Raw genomic sequence first — 14,791 nt, forward strand, 5'->3', positions numbered from 1 at the left:
GGCCACGGAGCAACGGCCCATTCAGGTTGCCGACGGGAGCATGGTCATGAGCAAGAAGATGCTGGTGGTGCTGACCAATACAGCCAAGTATCCGGCCCTCAAGCGGGCGACCGGGTTATGGCTGGGGGAAGCTGCGCATTTTGTCGAACAAGTCGAAAAAGCCGGTTACTCGGTCGATTACGTCAGCCCGCTGGGCGGCTACGTGCCTGTCGACCCGCATAGCCTGCAGATGGCCCCCGACCTGGATTGGCAGTGGTATGACGACAAGCGCTTCATGGCCCGTCTGGGCAACACCTCGAGCCCTGGCCAGGTGAAGGCCGAGGAGTACAGCGTCATCTACTACACCGGTGGGCACGGCGTAATGTATGACTTTCCCGACAACCAGCCGCTGCAAGAGCTGGCCCGTCGGGTCTACGAGCACAAGGGCATAGTCGCAGCGGTCTGCCATGGCGTTGTCGGCCTGCTGAACATCAAGCTCAGCGACAACAGCCTGTTGCTCAAGGGCCGTCAGGTGACCGGCTTCTCCAATACCGAGGAGAAATTGGCCGAGCTGGACAAGGTGGTCCCCTTCCTGACCGAAAACGAGCTGCGCGCCCGCGGCGGTACCTACAGCAAGCATGATGACCCCTGGCAGCCGTTCGTGGTGGCCGATGATCGGCTGATCACCGGGCAGAACCCGGCTTCCACGGCCCTGCTGGCGGAAAAAGTGCTCGATAGATTGAAGCGAGGCTGACAACCAGGTTCTGCTTTTCTGTAAAACCGCAACACTTTTGGCCTACAGCCGAAGCTTCATCAAGTACATAGGATCAGCGCTGACCTGTTCAACCCGAACAGCAAGGTTCAACGGAGCGGCGGTCCTATGGCAGCAATACCGAGTGTCGGCATCAACTGGCGAAAATTACTGTTGATATTGTCCATCGGCGCAATACCGGTGCTATCCGGGTTACTGGTAATGGACTATCAGCTGGACAAAAAACTTGAGGAAAATGCCAAGGTTTCCGTTCAAGAGGCTGTTTTCAGCATCGATCAGGCACTGGGCCGCATGGAAGCCGATCTGGACTCGATCCTGCCATTGGCAGGCAAGCCATGTGAGGAAGTGCTCGCCATCCTGGAGCAGAGAGTTGCCAACAACCCGCATCTTCGCTCATTGATACTCACCCGCGGCCAACAAGCGTATTGTGCGACGGACATGGACCCTTTGGCGCATATCTCGGCTTTTTCCCTGTCCGGACGGCAAACGCAACTGGCATTCGACGCACCATCATCGCCTAACGCGGCGATCATAAAGATCCAGAAACCAGACAGCGACCCCGGAATAATCGCAACAGCGTACGGTCGGCAGTTGCGTGACGAACTGCGTGCCTTCCAGGACGGCCTGACATTGCTGCTGGAATTCAACGACCTGTATATCTGGAGCGAGGGAGACAGCCGCGATGCACAACGCCCCTCCCAGGTCGAATTCACCGAGCAGACGGTATCCGAGAAATATGGCTACGTGGTGATCGGTGGCTACCCCAAAGGGTACGCCGCCCAGGAGTTTCGCGTCTCCCTGCATCAGGTACTGCCTTCGCTGGTACTGGTCGGGGTGGCCAGCATGTTCATCATGTACCTGGGCCTGACCAGTTCGCGCAAGAAGAAGGGGTGATACCGCCGCCATCGAGCGTGACGGCGGTACCCTTGGTTCAGTCGGTGCTCAGCACACCACGGCGTACCTGGTCGCGCTCGATGGACTCGAACAAGGCCTTGAAGTTGCCCTCGCCAAAGCCGTCATCACCCTTGCGCTGGATGAACTCGAAGAACACCGGGCCGAGCAGGGTCTCGGAGAAGATCTGCAGCAGCAGGCGCTTGTCGTCAGACTGGGAGGCGCCATCGAGGAGGATGCCACGTGCCTGCAACTGGTCTACCGGCTCGCCGTGACCCGGCAGGCGCTCTTCGAGCATCTCGTAGTAGGTTTGCGGCGGTGCAGTCATGAAGCGCATGCCGAAGCCCTTGAGGGCGTCCCAGGTCTTGAGCAGGTCATCGGTCAGGAAGGCGACATGCTGGATGCCTTCACCGTTGAACTGCATCAGGAACTCTTCGATCTGCCCGGAGCCCTTGGACGATTCTTCGTTCAGCGGAATGCGGATCATGCCATCCGGTGCGGTCATGGCACGCGAAGTCAGCCCGGTGTACTCACCTTTGATATCGAAGTAGCGGATTTCACGGAAGTTGAACAGTTTCTCGTAGAAGCCGGCCCAGTACGACATGCGCCCACGATAGACGTTGTGGGTGAGGTGGTCGATAATCTTCAGGCCGGCACCTACCGGGTTGCGGTCCACACCCTCGATGAACTTGAAGTCGATATCGTAGATCGAGCTGCCTTCCTCGAAACGGTCGATCAGGTACAGCGGCGCACCGCCGATGCCCTTGATCGCCGGCAGGCGCAGCTCCATCGGGCCGGTCTCGATTTCCACCGGCTGGGCGCCCAGTTCCAGGGCGCGGGCATAGGCCTCATGGGCGTTGCGCACGCGGAACGCCATGCCGCATACCGACGGGCCGTGTTCGGCGGCGAAGTACGAGGCGATGCTCTTGGGTTCGTTGTTCAGGATCAGGTTGATGTCACCCTGCCGATACAGGTGCACATCCTTGGAACGGTGGGTAGCCACCTTGGTGAAGCCCAGCATCTGGAAAACCGGCTCGAGTAAGCCCGGGGTAGGCGAAGCCAGTTCGATGAACTCGAAGCCCATCAGGCCCATTGGATTGTCGAATATATCAGCCATGTTCGTGTCCTCATCTGCAGCGAAAAATTATTGATTGCGCGGGATGTGGCACGGAAACGGTGGTGAGCAAGGGATACCCCGCACGCTGCGGGCGAGGAAATCACCTATTAACAGCTTGAACCCATGGTATGTCATATGGACCCATTCTCGGCGGGCTTGATCCTCCGGTATCGAAGGACCTTATTGTTGTATTCGTAAATCGATTCTACATTGCGTAAAATGGTTTGTCGCGCTTTAGTTGCTCACGGGTTCCGACAAGCGGCTATCCTCTCGTAATCCTCCTACAGATCAGGTCAGCATGCCCCTTTCCGTAAAACGCCGCGCTCGCCTCAGCTGGCGCACCCTGTTGCCTTGGGTCGTCGGCGTGCTGCCGGTGGCGTGCGGCCTGGCCGTGATGAACTGGCAGATCGAGCGCGAAATGCAGGCCAGCAGCCAGGCCACCGCGCGCCAAGTGGTGGAGCATGTCGAGCGCATTCTCGACAACCTGTCCAGCGCTGCCAATGCCCTGCTGCCGCTTGCCGACAGCCCGTGCGACGAGGCCCAGCTCATGCTGCGCGCCCAGGTCACGCGCAACGCCTTCGTCCGCTCGACCAACCTGTTCCGGCACAACGCCCTTTATTGCACCTCGCTGTTCGGCGCGTTCGACGAGCCGGTCAACCCCGGCGACTATATTGACGGCAAGCTGTGGCTGATGGACGGCAACTCGGTCACCCCCGGCCACCCGCTGCTGGTGTATCGAGCCAGCGACGGCGACCGCGGCGCAATCAGTACGGTGGATGGCGACCACCTGCTGACGGCGCTGCGCCTGATCGGCCCCGATGAAGATCTGCACATCCGCGTGGGCGATGCCTGGCTGGGCAAGGATGGCATCGTGCACAAAGGCTTGCCGCCGGCCGCGGCCAGCGCAAATGTACTGCTGGGCTCGACCCGTTACCCGTTCAGCGTGCAGGGCGGCTATGGCGCCGACAGGCAGGGCCAGCTGTGGCGCAGCCACTACCCCGCCCTGTTCGCCTTGCTGCTGGTACTGGGCGCGGTAGCCGCCCTGGTGTGCCGCTGGCAGGTTCGCCGCGCCAACTCGCCGCGTGCCGAACTGCGCCGGGCGCTGGAGGCCGACGAGTTCCTGCCGTACTTCCAGCCGGTGGTGCGCAAGGGCGATTACCGCTGGGCCGGCGCCGAAGTGCTGATGCGCTGGAACCACCCGCGCGAAGGCCTGGTACGCCCCGACCTGTTCATCCCCTACGCCGAACACAGCGGGCAGATCGTTGCCATGACCCGTGCGCTGATGATGCACACTGCCCAGAACCTGGCCCCCTATGCCGGGCTGCTGGAGGACGGTTTCCACATCGGCATCAACATCACTGCCGACCACTGTCGCGACTTCAGCCTGCTGGACGACTGCCGCACCTTTCTCCAGCACTTCCCGCCAGGCCGGGTGGTGCTGACCCTGGAGCTGACCGAGCGCAAGCTGATCGAGGCCACGCCGGTGACTCTGGAACTGTTCGAGAAGCTCGACGCCATGGGTGTGAAGATCGCCCTGGACGACTTCGGCACCGGCCAGTCAAGCCTCAACTACCTGCGCCAGTTCAAGGTCGACTACCTGAAGATCGACCAGAGCTTCGTCGCCATGATCGGTGGTGACGCGCTGTCGGTGCACATCCTCGAGACCATCATCGAGCTGTCCGCCAAGCTGGGCCTGGGCATCGTTGCCGAGGGCGTGGAAACAGAAGCCCAGCGCGACTACCTGGCCCGTCACGAGGTGGACTTCCAGCAGGGCTACCTGTTCGCCAGGCCAATGCCGGCTGCCCAGTTCCTCGAAGCACTGGCGGCACGCCCGGCTGCGTCGCGGTTGCCGCAAGCCGCGCCCCCTGAGATCATGCGCGGCTGATCCACCCGCTCAATTTCCTATTCGAGGCATTCGTGTCAAAAGGCATTCTTTCGTCGGTCATGGCGTCCTGTCTGTTCGCCGTGATGTACTTCTATACCTCTCTGCTCACGCCACTCGATGGCGAAGAGATCTTTGGCTGGCGCACCCTGTTGACGCTACCCTGCCTGACCCTGTTCATGCTTGTCTCGAAAGACTGGAAACGGGTGGGCGAACTGCTCACCCGGGTAAAACGCACGCCGCTGCTGTTGCTGGGCATGCTCGGCACATCGTGGCTGATGGGCGTGCAGCTGTGGCTGTTTCTCTGGGCGCCCCTGCACGGGCGCAGCCTGGAAGTGTCGATGGGTTACTTCCTGCTGCCGCTGGCCATGGTCCTGACCGGCCGGCTGGTGTATGGCGAGCGCCTGTCACGCCTGCAGAAGGTGGCCGTGGCCTGCGCCGCGCTGGGCGTGGGCCACGAGCTGTACCAGAATGGCAGTTTCGCCTGGGAAACCCTGTTGGTAACGATCGGCTACCCGATCTATTTCGTGTTGCGCAAGCGCTGCCGCACCGACCACCTTGGCGGCCTGTGGTGCGACATGTGCCTGCTGTTGCCCTGGGCGTTGTACTTCGTGATCCAGGGCCCACTCTCCCCGGCCGACCTACAGGCACACCCCGGGCTGTATGCGTTGATCCCGATCCTGGGGGCGATCAGCGCCTCGGCCTTGATCGCCTACGTGCTTGCCAGCCGCCTGCTGCCGTTCAGCCTGTTCGGCCTGCTCAGCTACGTCGAGCCGGTGCTGCTGGTAGGCGTGGCGCTGCTGCTTGGCGAAACCATCGGCCCGGATCAGTGGCTGACCTACCTGCCGATCTGGGCCGCGGTGCTGGTGCTGGTGATCGAGGGCTTCAAGCACCTGCTGCGTCAACGTCGCCGGTCGGTGTAAGCCGAACCTGGCGCACCCGCCGCTCCTCGACCGCCTCCACGGTCAGCGTCCAGCCATTCCAGGCCAGGCGGTCACCGACCATGGGCAAGCGGTCGAGCAGGCTCATCACCAGGCCCGCGAGGGTCTGGTAGTCCTCGGTGGCGCGGGCGCTGAAGCCGGTACGGGCCTGCACCTGGCTCAGGTTCAATGCACCGCTGACCACAAAACCTTCACCTTCCTGGACGATGCCCGGGCCTTCGACCTCGCTGGCATCCGGCAACTCGCCGGCAATCGACTCGAGGATATCGGTCATGGTCAGCAGGCCGGTGAAGTCACCGAATTCGTTGACCACGAAGGCAATGTGCGTCGACTGGCTTCGCATCTGCTCCAGGGCATTGAGGATGCTGAAGCTTTCCAGCAGGTTCAGCGGTACCCGGGCCATGCCTTCCAGGTCAGGCTGGCTGCCCGACAGCAGCTCCTTGAGCAGCTCCTTCTTGTGCACGAAGCCCAGTGGCTCGTCCACGCGCCCGTCGCGAATCACTGGCAGGCGCGAGTACGGCGAATTGGCCAGGGCCTGTGCAATGGCGTCGGCCGGCTGCGCCAGGTCGATCACATCGACCTCGGTGCGGGCAGTCATCACCGTGCGGATCGGCCGCTCGGCCAGGTTCAGCACGCCACTGATCATCACGCGTTCACGGCGGTCGAACAGCACCTGCTCCTCACCACCTTCGACCAGGTCGGCGATTTCCTCGCCCACCTCGTCGGCCTCGACCCGGCGGCCACCCAGCAGGCGCAGCACGGCATGCGCGGTGCGCTCACGCAGCGGCCGGTGCTGCTGCAGGCTGCGCTTGCGGCGGGCACGGGCCAACTGGTTGAACAGCTCGATCAGGATCGAGAAGCCGATGGCCGCGTACAGGTAACCTTTCGGGATATGGAAGCCCAGGCCTTCGGCGGTGAGGCTGAAGCCGATCATCATCAGGAAGCCCAGGCACAGCATGATCACCGTGGGGTGGGCGTTGACGAAGCGGGTCAGCGGCTTGCTGGCAACGATCATGATACCGATCGAGAAGATCACCGCGATCATCATCACCGACAAATGTTCGACCATGCCCACCGCGGTAATTACCGCGTCCAGCGAGAACACCGCATCGAGCACCACGATCTGCGCGACGATCGGCCAGAACGCAGCATGGCGCACTGCGCCGCTGGCCTGGGCCACGTGGCCTTCCAGCCGTTCGTGCAGCTCCATGGTGGCCTTGAACAGCAGGAACACGCCACCGAACAGCATGATCAGGTCGCGGCCCGAGAAGCTCTTGTCGAACACCTCGAACAACGGCGCGGTCAGGGTGACCATCCACGAGATACTGGCCAACAGGCCCAGGCGCATGATCAACGCCAGGCTCAGGCCAATGACCCGCGCGCGGTCGCGCTGATGCGGTGGCAGCTTGTCGGCGAGAATGGCGATGAACACCAGGTTGTCAATACCCAGCACCAGTTCGAGGACGATAAGCGTCAGCAGGCCCAGCCAGGCCGTGGGGTCGGCTAGCCATTCCATTAGCGGGTACTCACGAGTGCAGCGTCACGAGGACGGAAGAAGGAAGGCCTTGAAGGCTGGGGACTGGGGGGCTCCGCGAAGGTGCTCATATAGACCTTGATTGCAAATTGGGAAAATGATCCTACAAGCACAGCAGCTATTCGTAATAGTGCAAAACTATTACAAAACCTGTAACAACGCCTCTAAAGCCACGCCTCCACCTGTGGGAGCGGCCTTGCGTCGCGAAAGGGCTGCGCAGCAGCCCCTGGGATTGCAGCATCTCTGCAAATCGCTGGGGCCGCTCTGCGGCCCTTTCGCGACGCAAGGCCGCTCCCACAGAAAGGCATAAGGCCGATATGGGTACTTTCCTTCAATACCGCAGGCTGTCACTGGCCGAGCATTGAGGCCACCTTCAACCAAACGGATCATCCTCATGAGCCTGTCTCTATCCATGGCCGCTTTCGCACTGGCGGCTTCGATCTCCCCCGGCCCGGTCAACATCGTCGCGCTGGGCAGCGGTGCCCGCCATGGCTTGCGTGCGAGCCTTGCGCATGTGGCTGGCGCCACGCTGGGTTTCTGCCTGTTGCTGGTGCTGGTCGGGCTGGGCCTGCATCAGTTGTTGCTGCGCTGGCCTTTGCTTGGCCTGCTGTTGCACTGGGGCGGCGTGGCGTTCCTGCTGTACATGGCATGGAAGCTGGCCAGCGATGACGGTCAGCTGGTTGCTGCACATCACTCCCAGGCCCCCTCGGCCTGGCACGGCGCGGCGATGCAATGGCTCAACCCCAAGGCATGGCTGGCAGCGGTGGCCGGGGTGGGTGCCTACACCGGCGGTGAGCAGCAGTTGCTGTGGCTGTTTGCCTGGATCTACGGACCGATCTGCTTCATTTCGGTGGCCAGCTGGGCGTGGGCCGGAAGCGTGGTTCGCCAGTACCTGGGCAACCCACGGCACATGCGCCTGCTGAATCGGAGCTTGGCGCTGCTGCTCGTGGGCAGTGCGGTTTATCTGGTCATTCAAGGCTAGCTGCACCGACCCTGTCGCTGGCCTCAAGACCTGCGCAGTACCTGGGGGGAGCAACTGTCTTGCTCAAATTCTAAAAGTTGGCGCTCCCACAGGTACAGTGACGCCAACATGGCCACTCAGCCAAGTGCATTGCGGTAATGCCCCGGCGTCGTCGCCAGGTGCCGCTTGAAGGCCCGCTGCAGGTGCGCCTGGTCGGCAAACCCGGCCTCCTGCGCCACCTCGGCAATTGCCCGGCCCTGGCGCAGTTGCGCCCTGGCCAGCTGCACGCGCTGGTCGAGCAGGTAGCCATGTGGCGTCAGCCCGAAGCGTTGGCGGAACGCGCGAATCAGGTAGGAACGCGACAGCCCGCATGCCGCGCAGATGTCGTCCAGGCTCAGCGGGTCGCCACGATGGGCGCGTATGAACGCTGCCGCCGCATCCAGCCGCGGGTTGCGATCGTCGTTGACGCTGGCATTACCGCCAAGCAACCCCGGCAAGGCACCAAACAGCGCCGCCAGGCGCCCTTCCCGGTCTGGCACGCTGGCGTCGAACAGGTCGGCACAGGCCTGCAAAAGGCCCTGGTACAACACCGGCGAGCGGCTCCAGGCCTGGGCCGGCAAGGTAAACCCCAGCGCCTGCAACCAGGGCATATCGACGAACAACATCAGGTAAGACCAAGGCTCCCCGTCGATGGGATTGCAAGCATGCACCACACCCGGGTTCATCAGCACCGTGGAACCAGCCGCCACCTCGATGCACCGGTCACCGTACAGGTAGGAGCTGCGCCCACCCGTTATCACCCCGATGGAAAAGCTCTCGTGGGAATGCGCGGCGTAGCACACCTGGCGCCCGTCCCCTACCCGCCGGGCTTCGACGAAAGGCAACGCCGGGTCGCGCCAGAACCGTGATACCTCGATCATCCCTCACCCCGCTCGCCGCTGTCCTGCGCCTGGATAGTACACGTCCTATCGCCGTAACAGGTCCTCAATATCTGCAAGTCGCGTTATCCCATTACCACTTGGCTTCAAAGGAATAGCGTTTGATGCCTCCTTTTCATAAAGGAGCATCGTCATGCCGGCCAACAACCCCCATCAACCCTTGCTCGAGGCGCAGCTGCCATACTGGGCCCGCCAGGCAGCCCCCGACCAGTGGGCCGCGCTGAAGCAAACCCAGACCGCCCCATGGCAGACGCAGGACTGGTTTGCCAATGCAGCTCCCGACCTGCGCCAGGCGGTGCATGCCAGCCAGGCGCGCCTGATACATTCGCAAGCGGCCTTGGCCCGCGCGCTCAAAGGGCTGAAACAGATCGCCGAGTTCGCAGAACCATTGCTGCAGGGCAGTCTTGCCGCACTAGGCTTTCATGCGCCGTTGCGCTCCACCGAGCTGCTGCGGGTCGAACGCGACTGGCACTGGATTGGCCTGCGTTATCTGTACCGCCATCGTCGCGACAACCTGCTACAGGCCGCCCTGCAGAACTTCGCCGACGATGAGGTCTTCACTTCCGAAAGTGCCATTGCCCCAAGCCGCAGCATTCAGGTAACAGCGGTCCAAGTACAAGGCTCGGCCCCACTTGGCATGCAAGTACCGGTAGCGCACTTTGCGCTTACATCCGAGCGCTACCAGGTTGACCGCCTGCCACTTGCCCCGGCCACCTTTGCCACAATGTGCCGCGACCTGGACCTGGGTAGCGCTTACCAGGCCCACCTGGAGCAGCACTTCGCCCGACCCGCTACCCGAGCCTTGGCCATCAGGGTGCAGCAAGACCGCCTGCGCCTGGCGGCCGACCTTGCCTATCTGCGGCACCTGCTTGACGGCAGCACGCGCGATCAGGTCGAACAGTTGCTACAGGGTGGCGCGGTGAGATGCTGGCAACTGGCGCTGTTCGGCACCGAGCTGCAAGAAGTCATGCTGATCGATGCCGGCAGTGCGGGGCTGGCGCTGTACTTGCCCGGCCATGACCCGGCCCTGCGCCAATGCAACAACCTGGACGCGGTACACGACACACTGGCGACCTTGCTGCTGGAGCCCGATGCCCGCCAGGCCTTCATGCCCTACATCAGGCAGGACGAGCGGACGCATTTTCTCGACCTGCTGCGGCAAAACCTTGACGTCACAGGCAACACTGCCTACGACCGCCCTTGGCAGCGCGCAGCGCATGCCGACCTGCGCCCCACGCGCGTGGCCATCACGGCCGAGCCATTCGGCCACTACCAGGACCTGCACCTGGCCCGCCTCAAGCATGAAGCCAGCCTGCTGGCGGTGCCGACAGCGGCGGCCGATGCCAATGCACGGGCCAGGCGCCTGGAGGAATGGGAAAGCCTTGGCCTGGATGCGCTCAATATCGCCGCGTTCTTCATTCCAGGTGCAGGCACCCTGATGCTGGCCGTCACCGCCTGCCAACTGCTCGGCGAGGCCTTCGAAGGCTACGAGGCCTGGCATGAAGGCGATCGTCACCTGGCGCTGCGCCACCTGGAGGCGGTAGGCCTGAACCTGGCCCTTGTCGGTGCCTTCGTGGCAGCGGGCAAGGTGGTACCCAAGCTGTTCAACAGCCCGTTGATGGAAAACCTTCAGCAAGTACGCGGCAACGACGGCCGCTACCGGCTCTGGAATGAAGACCTCACCCCCTACCGCAGTGCCGTCACACTGCCCGAAAACCTGCAGCCCAATGCACTTGGCCAGTACCTGTACGAGGGCCGGTACTTCATCCGCATGGACGGCCAACTCTTCGAGCAACGCTTCGACAGCCATTTGCAGCAATGGCGGGCCATTCACCCCGAGGTGCCCGATGCCTGGCAGCCACCGCTGGCGCACAACAGCCAAGGCGCCTGGCGTGGTCAGCATGAACAGCCCGGCCAGTGGCCATTCGCGAAGCTGGTACGCCGTCTTGGCCAGCCATATGCGGCGTTCACCCCAGAACAGCTGACGCAGGCCGGCCGCCTCTGTGGCGTCGACGCCGCGCGCTTGCGCCGGGTGCACCTGGAAGGCCAGCCAACGCCGCCCCTGTTACTGGATGTTCTGCAACGCATGGCGGCACAGGCCGAGGTAGAGGCGTTGGCCGACGAGGCCTCGCCGGGCCTGTTCCAGCAGCTCTACGACGGCAGCGCGACCATCACCCCGTCATCGCAGAAACTGCTCGATGCCTATCCGCGGCTATCCCCTGCCTTGGCCACGCGTTTGCTGGCACCACTGGGCGAGACTGAATCACTGGCATGGCAACAACAGGGTCAGCTGCCCATTCAGGTCCGCCAGACATTGGAGCAGGTGCACAGCGAGCTGCCCCTGGTACGCGCGCTGGAAGGCGTGCTTCAGCCTGCCCGGGCCAGCAGCGACAGCGAACGCCTGCTGTTCAGCGCACTGGATGCGATGCCCGACTGGCCTGGGGACGTACGCCTGGAGCTGCGCGGCGCCAGCCCTGAAGGCCCGCGGCTGGAGCAGGTCGGCAGCGACCAGGCCACCCACCTGCGTCGGGTGATCAAATCGGTCGAAGGCTATGAGGTCGACCTGGGCGAGCGCCCTGCACCTGCGCTGCGTGATCCGGACCTCTGCCGCGCCGTAGAGCAGGCACTGTCACGCTCGCACCGCGACATGCCGGGTATTCCGAGCGCCGATGGCAGTTCGCTACGCCAGCACGTACTGGATTGGGTCGACAAGCACAGGGAGACACTGGCCCAGCGCCTCTGGGGGCACCGAACGGCACTGCGCAAGCCCATGGGGGGCTTGCGCGGCGGGCGGCCGTTGGCCCCCGAACCGCCTCAGCCACGCCTGGCAGGCTCGCTGGCCGGGGCCTATCGACGCTTGTTCCCGGACGCCACCGATCAGGAGTTCGAAAACTGGCTGGGCAACGATGAGGACAACCCGTACGCCGATGATATTCGCTCACCCACACAGCGGCTGCACGACCTGCAGCAGCGTCTGGATACTTTGCGCCGCGACCTGCATGAATGGGCCAGGCCCGATCCCCAGCATCCTCACCAGCGGCACCTGGCCATCCGCCCCATCATCAACGCCTGGCGGCGGCTGTCGACCATAGCGCTTGAAGGGGGTGGCCGCCTGCACAGCCTGGACCTGTCCGGCCTGGAACTGGACAACCAGGCCCTGGCCAGCCTGGCCTTGCCAGACGACTTCACCCATGTGCAACACCTGTCACTCAGCTACAACCGTTCGCTCAGCCAGTTGCCGGCCGAGTTCTACGAGCGCTTCCCCAACCTCAATCGCTTGCTGCTGGCCGACTGCCGGTTCGACAGCGTGCCTCGCCTTGGCAGACCTGAACACCTCGCCTGGCTGGACCTGGAAGGCAACCGCATTACCTGGAGTACCCAGGCCCAGCAGGCATTGAACCGCTGCTCCGGGCTTGTGGTGCTGGACCTTTCGGGCAACCCGCTGCTGCAGGCCCCGGACCTGCGCGAACTGGCCTACCTGAGGACGTTGTTCCTGAATGACTGTGCGCTAAGCGAATTGCCACAAGGCCTGAGCCAGATGATCGAGCCCAACATCGTGGATATTGGCGACAACCAGTTGCTGCGGCTGCCAGATGGTTTCAACGTACCACGGCCAGTCGCGAACGCCCTGCGCCTGGAAAGCGAGTGGCTGGGCGCACCTGTGCTTGCGCAGATCGAGGCCTACAATACCGTGCATCAGGTTGACCTGTTGGTGTGCGAAGGCGACTACCTGGAATTCTTTGAACAGACCGGCCCGGCCGAAATGGCCCTGTGGCAGCGATTACCGCTGCAGTACCGGCGCGACCTCAGGCCATTGCTGGATCTGGAACCGTTCTTGTCTCACCCGCGGTACGCGCGTGAAGAGTTCTGGCGGCGCCTGGCCCTGATCGATGCAAACCCCGCCCTGCGTCAGCAATGGCTGACGCACCCACCGTACGACCTGTTCAACCTCCCGCTTTGACAGTCCCCAGGTGCCTGCCTGCGCAACAGGCAGGCATTTACGGTCATGTTAAGCCAGACTGGTGTTTTTCCGGCAGCCGGTGCATGCTCCAAGCTGAAGCGATTCACCTGGCTCGAAATCAGCCCAGCAATGTGAGGTGCAGTACCCATGGACCGTCTGCTCGATTCACTCTTCCCCAGCGCCGAGAACATCCCGCAAGCCTGGCGCCTGGAAGCCCCCCTGGAACAACGCGACTATCTGGTGAACGGCGAGCTGAGGCGCTGGGACGGCCCCTTGGCCACGGTGCGCAGCCCGGTCTGGCTCAAGGAGGGTAACGATGAGCACCAGGTGGTACTGGGCAGCGCCCCGCTGCTCGATGCCGACACCGCGCTCACCGCCCTCGATGCCGCCGTGCAGGCCTACGACAAAGGCCGCGGTACCTGGCCGAACATGCGCGTGGCCGAGCGCATCCAGCACGTCGAGACCTTCCTGGCACGCATGCGTGAGCAGCGCCAGGCCGTGGTCAAGCTGCTGATGTGGGAAATCGGCAAGAACCTCAAGGATTCGGAAAAGGAATTCGACCGCACCTGCGACTACATCGTCGACACCATCAATGCCCTCAAGGACCTCGACCGCCGCTCCAGCCGCTTCGAGCTGGAACAGGGCACGCTGGGCCAGATCCGCCGTGCACCGCTGGGCGTGGCCCTGTGCATGGGGCCATACAACTACCCGCTGAACGAAACCTTCACCACGCTGATCCCGGCGCTGATCATGGGCAACACCGTGGTGTTCAAGCCGGCCAAGTTCGGTGTGCTGCTGATTCGGCCGTTGCTCGAAGCCTTCCGTGACAGCTTCCCGCCGGGGGTGATCAACGTCATCTACGGCCGCGGCCGAGAAACGGTGAGCGCGCTGATGGCCAGCGGCAAAATCGATGTGTTCGCCTTCATCGGCACGCACAAGGCCGCCAGCGACCTGAAAAAACTGCACCCGCGCCCGCACCGGCTGCGCGCCGCGCTGGGGCTGGATGCCAAGAACCCGGGCATCGTGCTGCCCCAGGTGGACCTCGACAACGCCGTCGAAGAGGCAGTCACCGGTGCGCTGTCGTTCAATGGCCAGCGCTGCACGGCGCTGAAGATCCTGTTCGTCCACGAGGACGTGGTCGATGCCTTCCTCGACAAGTTCCAGCGCAAGCTGGCCGCGCTCAAGCCTGGCATGCCCTGGGAGCCAGGCGTGGCGCTGACACCTTTGCCCGAACCCGGCAAGGTCGACTACCTCGACGGCCTGGTCGCCGATGCCACCGTCAAGGGCGCACGCGTGCTCAACGAAGGCGGTGGGCAAAGCCGTGGCTCGTTCTTCTACCCGGCCGTGCTGTACCCGGTGAAGAGTGACATGCGCGTCTACCACGAGGAACAGTTCGGCCCGCTGGTACCGGTTGTGCCCTACCGCGACCTGCAGACGGTGATCGACTATGTACTGGACTCCGACTACGGCCAGCAATTGAGCCTGTTCGGCAATGACCCGGCGACCATCGGCAGCCTGGTCGACATCTTTGCCAACCAGGTCGGGCGCATCAACATCAATGCGCAATGCCAGCGCGGCCCCGACACTTACCCGTTCAACGGCCGCAAGAACAGCGCCGAAGGCACCCTGTCGGTACACGACGCCCTGCGTGTGTTCTCGATCCGCACGTTGGTCGCAACGCGCTTCCAGGAGGCCAACAAGGAACTGATCAGCGAGATCATTCGCAACCGGCAGTCGAGCTTCCTGACCACCGACTACATCTTCTGACCACTGCGCTTATAGAGAATCGATCTATCCCCCCTGTCGATTTTCCAT

General features: G+C 63.1%; 10 protein-coding genes. 7 read left to right on the plus strand and 3 right to left on the minus strand.

All coding sequences use genetic code 11. The features are described 5' to 3' along the window. Positions 1–46 precede the first annotated feature (46 nt). Positions 47–733, plus strand: a complete 687-nt coding sequence (locus R9B85_RS00885) for a type 1 glutamine amidotransferase domain-containing protein (protein ID WP_112252483.1) — start codon at positions 47–49, stop codon at positions 731–733. A gap of 219 nt (positions 734–952) precedes the next feature. Next, positions 953–1,645, plus strand: coding sequence for a CSS-motif domain-containing protein (locus R9B85_RS00890; protein ID WP_423770727.1), 693 nt, complete (start codon positions 953–955; stop codon positions 1,643–1,645). A 37-nt stretch (positions 1,646–1,682) separates the two neighbouring features. Here the strand turns inward: R9B85_RS00890 and hppD are convergent, their stop codons facing one another. After that, positions 1,683–2,759, minus strand: coding sequence for a 4-hydroxyphenylpyruvate dioxygenase (gene hppD / locus R9B85_RS00895; protein WP_423770728.1), 1,077 nt, complete (start codon positions 2,757–2,759; stop codon positions 1,683–1,685). Positions 2,760–3,057: 298 nt separating this feature from the next. Between hppD and R9B85_RS00900 the strand changes: the two genes are divergently transcribed. Together R9B85_RS00900 and rarD are read left to right on the plus strand one after the other, a co-directional pair. Further along, a complete protein-coding gene (locus R9B85_RS00900; RefSeq protein ID WP_112252485.1) occupies positions 3,058–4,644 on the plus strand; it encodes an EAL domain-containing protein in 1,587 nt (528 codons plus the stop codon). 32 nt (positions 4,645–4,676) lie between these two features. Next, the gene (gene rarD / locus R9B85_RS00905) at positions 4,677–5,564 is read left to right on the plus strand and encodes an EamA family transporter RarD (RefSeq protein ID WP_207878524.1); all 888 of its coding nucleotides are present in this window, start codon (positions 4,677–4,679) and stop codon (positions 5,562–5,564) included. Here rarD and R9B85_RS00910 read toward each other — a convergent pair. Beyond that, the gene (locus R9B85_RS00910; RefSeq protein ID WP_207878521.1) at positions 5,527–7,098 is read right to left on the minus strand and encodes a TerC family protein; all 1,572 of its coding nucleotides are present in this window, start codon (positions 7,096–7,098) and stop codon (positions 5,527–5,529) included. The two genes, rarD and R9B85_RS00910, sit on opposite strands and share 38 nt — an antisense overlap. A 412-nt stretch (positions 7,099–7,510) precedes the next feature. Here R9B85_RS00910 and R9B85_RS00915 point away from each other — a divergent pair, with 412 nt between their 5' ends. After that, positions 7,511–8,098 carry a LysE family translocator gene (locus R9B85_RS00915; protein WP_207878518.1) on the plus strand — a complete coding sequence of 196 codons (588 nt, stop codon included), beginning with the start codon at positions 7,511–7,513 and terminating at the stop codon, positions 8,096–8,098. A gap of 116 nt (positions 8,099–8,214) precedes the next feature. Here R9B85_RS00915 and R9B85_RS00920 read toward each other — a convergent pair whose 3' ends face one another. Next, a complete protein-coding gene (locus R9B85_RS00920) occupies positions 8,215–8,997 on the minus strand; it encodes an AraC family transcriptional regulator (protein WP_207878515.1) in 783 nt (260 codons plus the stop codon). Positions 8,998–9,148: 151 nt separating this feature from the next. Between R9B85_RS00920 and R9B85_RS00925 the strand changes: the two genes are divergently transcribed. Both R9B85_RS00925 and R9B85_RS00930 read left to right on the plus strand, forming a co-directional pair. Further along, on the plus strand, positions 9,149–12,976 hold the full coding sequence (locus R9B85_RS00925; RefSeq protein WP_423770729.1) for a dermonecrotic toxin domain-containing protein: 3,828 nt from the start codon (positions 9,149–9,151) through the stop codon (positions 12,974–12,976). A 147-nt stretch (positions 12,977–13,123) separates the two neighbouring features. After that, entirely contained in the window at positions 13,124–14,743 is a 1,620-nt protein-coding gene (locus R9B85_RS00930) for an NADP-dependent glyceraldehyde-3-phosphate dehydrogenase (protein ID WP_112252492.1), read from the plus strand. The last annotated feature ends 48 nt before the right edge of the window (positions 14,744–14,791 follow it).

This window comes from Pseudomonas sp. NLJ1, assembly GCF_049486705.1.
In the GTDB taxonomy this organism is placed as follows: Bacteria; Pseudomonadota; Gammaproteobacteria; order Pseudomonadales; family Pseudomonadaceae; genus Aquipseudomonas; species Aquipseudomonas inefficax.